The organism is Inquilinus sp. (assembly GCF_057815775.1).
The window spans coordinates 1-5327 of the sequence record NZ_JBYRFX010000953.1 but is presented as its reverse complement, the minus strand read 5'-3'; the positions used below and the strand labels follow the sequence as shown (position 1 = coordinate 5327).

Below are 5327 nucleotides of genomic sequence, written 5' to 3'. Positions count from 1 at the left end.
GGCCTGGTCGGTCATCGTCATCCCGGGATCATATCAGGATCAATACCAGGATAAAGCCGGTCCTGTTTGCCGGTTTGGCGGGCGCTCATCGTCGCGTCGTCCCCACGCAGGAGCACCTCATGTCCATTCCCCAGATCCATGCCGTCGTCATCGGCGGCTCCTCCGGCATCGGCCTCGCCACGGCGCGCCGACTGCACGCCGACGGAATGCGCGTCACCATCGCCGGCCGGGACCCCGACAAGCTGGCCGCCCGTGCCCAGGCGGATGGCGGGCTGGAGACGATCATCCTCGACGCGGCCAATCCCGCAGCGATCGCCCCGGCCTTCGACCGCATCGGCGGCTTCGACCATCTCGTGCTCGCCCTCGGCGGCAGCCAGGGCGTGTTCGGCCCCTTCGCTGAGTTGGACCTCGGCACGCTGCGCCAGGCCTTCGAGGGCAAGTTCTGGGCGCATCTCGCCTGCGTCCAGGCCGCCCTGCCCCGGCTGCGCCGCGACGGCACGCTGACCTTCGTCTCCGCCGCCAGCGCCCATATGTCCACGCCCGGGCTGGCCGGCGCGGCGGCGATCAACGGCGCGATCGAGACCGTCGCCCGCATCCTGGCCGCCGAGCTGAAGCCGTTGCGGGTCAACGCCATTTCACCCGGCTTGATCGACACGCCGTGGTGGGACTTCCTGCCGCAGGACGGGAAGCAGGCGACCTTCGCCGCCTATGCCGAAAAGATCCCTGCCGGCCGCGCCGGACGGGCGGAGGAAGTGGCTGATGCCATCGCTTTCGTCATCGGCAATGGCTACATGACCGGACACACCCTGCTGTGCGATGGCGGCATCAGCCTGGGCGCCTGACCGGAAATCATGTCCCATTCGTAACTTTACCGGGGCCAGGCGCGGCGCAAAGCTCCGCCCGACCTGGTCCCGGACATGTATTCATGGCGCTCGACACCACCCCACGGACGGCCGGCACGGCGCGGCGCTGGCTGAGAGGCGCGGCCGAACTCGCCGGCCTGCTGCTGCTCATCACCGTCGCCAAGGCGGCGATCGCGGAGCCGTTCTATGTGCCCTCCGGCTCGATGGAGCCGACGCTGATGATCGGCGACGAGCTGATCGCGGCGAAATACGCCTATGGCTACGGCACGGCCTCGCTGCCCTTCGGCCTGACCCTGCCGGGGACCGGCCGGGTGCTGGGCAAGGTGCCGGCGCGCGGCGACGTGGTGGTGTTCCGCTGGCCCGGCGACGCGTCGCAGACCTGGGTCAAGCGGGTAATCGGCCTGCCCGGGGACCGGGTCGCGATGCGGTCCGGCCGCCTGTGGATCAATGGCGAAGAGGTGGCGCTGCGGTCGGATGGCGACGGCATGGCCGAGCGCGAGGATGGCAGCCCCCAGCCCGCCGCCCGCTTCGTCGAGACCCTGCCCGGCGGGGTCAGCCACTCGATCTTCAAGCTGGATGCGCATGGACCGCTGGACGACATGGCGGAGGTGACGGTCCCGGCCGGCCACCTGTTCGTCATGGGCGACAACCGCGACAATTCCGCCGACAGCCGCCTGTCGGTCGCAGCCGGCGGGGTCGGCCTGCTGCCGGTCGACAACCTGGTCGGCCAGGCCGATGCGGTGGTGGTGTCCTGGGATCTCGGCCGGCGGTCGCAGCCGGTGTGGACCTGGCCGTCCGGGCTGCGCTTCGACCGGTTCCTGTCGGCCATCGACTGACCGACCGATCGGTGAATTCTGCGGGTTGGGTCCGCCGCAGCGAACCCAACCCTCAAACGATTGTCAGATCGCCGCGGTGACCTGGATCTCGACCCGGTATTCCGGGCCGGCCAGCTTGCTCTCGACCGTGGCGCGGGCCGGGGTGTTGCCCGGCGAAACCCACTTGTCCCAGGCCGCGTTCATCGCCGCGAAGTCGGCGATGTCGGCCAGCCAGATGTTGGCGGTCAGCAGCTTGGTCTTGTCGGTGCCGGCCTCGGCCAGGATGCCGTCGATCGCCGCCAGGATCTGGCGGGTCTGGTCGGTCACGTCGGTCGCCGTGTTGTCGGCGACCTGGCCGGCCAGGAACACCCGGCCGTCATGGATGACGTCGGCGCTCATGCGCGGGCCGACGCCGATGCGCTTGATGGTCATGTCAGTTCTTCCTTCTTCCTCAGGGTTGGTCAGAGACCAAGCGGGCCAGCAGGCGCGCCCGGGTGGGTTCGTCGACGAAGGCGGCCTGCAGCGCGGTGCGGGTGATCTGCCGCAGCGCGGCCTCGTCGAGGCCGAATTGCGCCTCCGCCACCGCATATTCATGGCCGATGGTGGTGGCGAAATAGGGCGGGTCGTCGCTGTTCAGCGTCACCTTCACCCCGGCCGCCATCAACTGGCGCAGGGGGTGGGCGCGATAATCGGGATAGACCTTGGTGGCGATGTTGCTGGTCGGGCAGACCTCCAGCACGATCTGGCGGTCGGCCAGTTCCCGCACCAGGGCGGGGTCCTCGATCGAGCGCACGCCATGGCCGATGCGGCCGACCGGCAGGCGCAGCGCCGCCCAGACGCTGTCCGGCCCCGCCGCCTCGCCGGCATGGACGTTGCAGGCCAGCCCGGCCTCGTCATGGGCGATGCGGTAGGTCTGGGTGAACAGCTGCGGCGGGAAGCCGGCCTCGTCGCCGCCCATGCCGAAGCCGGTGACCAGGGGATGCTGGTGCCGCACCGCGGCGCGCGCCACCTCGACCGCCCGTTCCGCGCCGAGGTGGCGGACGCAGGTGACGATGATGCGGGATTCGATGCCGGTCTCGGCCCGTGCATCCTCGATGCCCTGGACGATGCCGTCGAGATGGCCCTGGTAGGACAGGCCGGCGGCCGCCGCATGGTCGGGCGAGGACATCAGCTCGACATAGATCGCGCCCTCGGCGGCGCAGGCCTTGAGGTATTCGTAGGTGACGTCGCGATAGTCCTGCTCGGTCCGGATCACCGTGCTGGCGGCGTCATAGACCTTCAGGAAGTGCAGGAAATCGGTCCAGGCGAAGTCGCCCGCCGCGTTGAACAGGTCCGCCGGCAGCGCCATGCCGTGCCGGGCCGCCAGGCGGCGGATCAGGTCCGGGCTGGCCGCCCCTTCCAGATGCAGGTGAAGCTCCGCCTTCGGCAGCATCGTCGCTTTCTCCATCATCAGGTCGTCGCCCCGCTGTCGCCCGCCGGATTGACCGCTGCCGCCGGCGGCGACGCCGGGGCGCCGTGCCGGGTCTCGCGGTGCAGGATATACAGGCCGCTGCCGATGACCACCACCGAGCCGACCCAGATCCACAGATCCGGCACGTCGCCCCAGATCAGGAAGCCCAGGCCGACGCCCCAGACCATGCCGGTGTATTCGAACGGCACCACGATCGACGGCGTGGCGACGCGATAGGCCTGCGCCATCATGATCGCGCCGATGCCGCCAAGCAGGCCGAGCACGGCGAGCAGGCCGGCATCCGCCCAGGTGGGCGTCACCCAGATCAAGGGCATCTGCACCGCGGCGACGGCGACGATGACGATGGTGGAATAGAAGATCATCGCGGCGTTGGTCTCGGTCCGGCTGTACAGCCGCATCAGCACCATCGACAAAGCATAAGCGGCTGTGGCCAGCAGCGCGACCGCGCCACCGCCACCGAAGGTGCCGCCGCCGCCCGGCCGCACCATGATCAGCACGCCGATGAAGCCGACCAGCACCGCCAGCCAGCGCCGGGGACCGACCCGTTCGCCCAGCAGCGGCACCGACATCGCGGTGATGAACATCGGCGCGGCGAAGCCGATGGCATAGGCGTCGGCCAGCGGCATCACCGCGAAGGCCCAGAAGAAGCCGAAGGTGCCGATGACGCTGACCGCACCGCGCAGCAGATGGGCCCCGATCTTGCCCGTGCGCAGCGCCTTGATCCCCGGCGGCCGATACAGCATCACCAGGGTCGGGATCAAGCCGATCGAGGCGCGGAAGAACACGATCTGGGCGATCGGGTAATCGGCCGACAGCCATTTGATCATGGCGTCCATGATGCACAGGATGAAGACGCCGCCGGCATAGAGGGCGATGCCCTGCACCGGCGACTGCCGGGCGACCTGCATCGTGGACACGGCCCCCGTCCCCATCGCGTCAGGCGATCCGTTCGGCGACGAGCGGCGGCCGGCTGGACTCGACATCCGCCGGTGCGGTGTCGGCCACGGCCATGGCGGCGCGGATCGCCGCCTCCGCCCGGTCGGCCGCGGCCTGGTCGCGCGCATGCAGCAGCGCCAGCGGCCCCTTCGGCCCCACCGCCTCGCCGATCGCGGCGATCTCGGTCAGGCCGACGGCGTGGTCGACGCCATCCTCCGGCCGGGTGCGCCCGCCGCCGAGCGCGACGATGGCGACGCCGATCGCCCTTGCGTCGACCGCGGCGACGACGCCGGCCCGCTCCGCCACGATCGGCCGGACCACCGGCGCCTTGGGCAGATGGCGGGATGCCCGCTCCAGGATATCCGCCGGGCCACCCAGCGCCGCGACCATGCGGCCGAAGCGTTCGGCGGCGGCGCCGCTGGCCAGGGCATGGTCGACCTTGATCCGCGCCGCAGCGGCATCGGCGGCGAGCCCGCCGATCACCAACAGCTCCGCCGTCAGCTGCGCCGTCACCTCCCACCGCCGTTCGTCGCGCGGCCCGCCGGTCAGCAAATCGACCGCTTCCTGCACCTCGACCGCATTGCCGGCGGTGCGGCCCAGCGGCTGGTTCATGTCGGTCAGCAGCGCCGTGGTCTTCAGGCCGCCGCCATTGGCGACGTCGACGATCGACCGGGCCAAAGCGCGCGCATCGCCGATATCGCTCATGAAGGCGCCGGTGCCGAACTTGACGTCCATCACGAGACCGCCGAGGCCTGCCGCCATCTTCTTCGACAGGATCGAGGCGGTGATCAGGTCGATCGATTCGACCGTGCCGGTGACGTCGCGGATGGCATAGATCCGGCGGTCGGCCGGGGCGATGTCACGAGTGGCGCCGACCACGGCACAGCCGGCCGACCGCACCACCCGCTCCAGCAGGTCGGTCTAGGGCTGGCTGACATAGCCCGGGATCGAATCCATCTTGTCGAGCGTGCCGCCGGTGTGGCCCAGGCCGGGGCCGGTGTTCATGGGCACGAAGCCGCCGCAGGCGGCGACGATCGGGGCCAGGATCAGGCTGGTCTTGTCGCCGATGCCGCCGGTCGAATGCTTGTCGAGCACCGGGCCTTCGAGCCCGGTCCAGTCGAGCACTGCGCCCGAGTCGCGCATCGTCTCGGTCAGCGCGACCCGTTCGGGCATTTCCATGCCGCGGAAGAAGATCGCCATCGCAAGCGCCGCGATCTGGCCTTCAGTCACCGAGCCGTGGGT

At 70.2% G+C, this 5327-nt stretch carries 5 protein-coding genes and 1 pseudogene; 2 read left to right on the top strand and 4 right to left on the bottom strand.

Going from position 1 to position 5327, the window contains the following annotated elements; all coding sequences use genetic code 11:
- The first annotated feature begins 119 nt into the window (after positions 1–119).
- Positions 120–842: an SDR family oxidoreductase gene (locus AC3XYG_RS34410; RefSeq protein WP_489144395.1), complete on the top strand. Its 723-nt coding sequence runs from the start codon at positions 120–122 to the stop codon at positions 840–842.
- A gap of 83 nt (positions 843–925) precedes the next feature.
- Entirely contained in the window at positions 926–1699 is a 774-nt protein-coding gene (lepB, locus tag AC3XYG_RS34405; RefSeq protein ID WP_489144394.1) for a signal peptidase I, read from the top strand.
- A 63-nt stretch (positions 1700–1762) separates the two neighbouring features.
- Here lepB and AC3XYG_RS34400 read toward each other — a convergent pair whose 3' ends face one another.
- The 4 genes and pseudogenes from AC3XYG_RS34400 to deoA all read right to left on the bottom strand — a co-directional run bounded on the left by AC3XYG_RS34400 (position 1763) and on the right by deoA (position 5315).
- Positions 1763–2110, bottom strand: a complete 348-nt coding sequence (locus AC3XYG_RS34400; protein ID WP_489144393.1) for a RidA family protein — start codon at positions 2108–2110, stop codon at positions 1763–1765.
- A 19-nt stretch (positions 2111–2129) separates the two neighbouring features.
- Complete coding sequence (locus AC3XYG_RS34395) at positions 2130–3128, bottom strand: adenosine deaminase (protein ID WP_489144392.1); 999 nt, start codon at positions 3126–3128, stop codon at positions 2130–2132.
- Positions 3128–4057, bottom strand: coding sequence for a DMT family transporter (locus tag AC3XYG_RS34390; protein ID WP_489144396.1), 930 nt, complete (start codon positions 4055–4057; stop codon positions 3128–3130). Before AC3XYG_RS34390 ends, AC3XYG_RS34395 begins: the two co-directional genes overlap by 1 nt.
- Before the next feature lie 28 nt (positions 4058–4085).
- Positions 4086–5315, bottom strand: a pseudogene (gene deoA, locus AC3XYG_RS34385) (thymidine phosphorylase).
- Between the last annotated feature and the right edge of the window lie 12 nt (positions 5316–5327).

Bases quoted from the DNA above. Each gene is read 5' to 3' on its own strand.
- AC3XYG_RS34390 (WP_489144396.1), bottom strand. From the start codon at position 4,057: ATGCAGGTCGCCCGGCAGTCGCCGGTGCAGGGCATCGCCCTCTATGCC.
- AC3XYG_RS34395 (WP_489144392.1), bottom strand. From the start codon at position 3,128: ATGATGGAGAAAGCGACGATGCTGCCGAAGGCGGAGCTTCACCTGCAT.
- AC3XYG_RS34410 (WP_489144395.1), top strand. From the start codon at position 120: ATGTCCATTCCCCAGATCCATGCCGTCGTCATCGGCGGCTCCTCCGGC.
- lepB (WP_489144394.1), top strand. From the start codon at position 926: ATGGCGCTCGACACCACCCCACGGACGGCCGGCACGGCGCGGCGCTGG.
- AC3XYG_RS34400 (WP_489144393.1), bottom strand. From the start codon at position 2,110: ATGACCATCAAGCGCATCGGCGTCGGCCCGCGCATGAGCGCCGACGTC.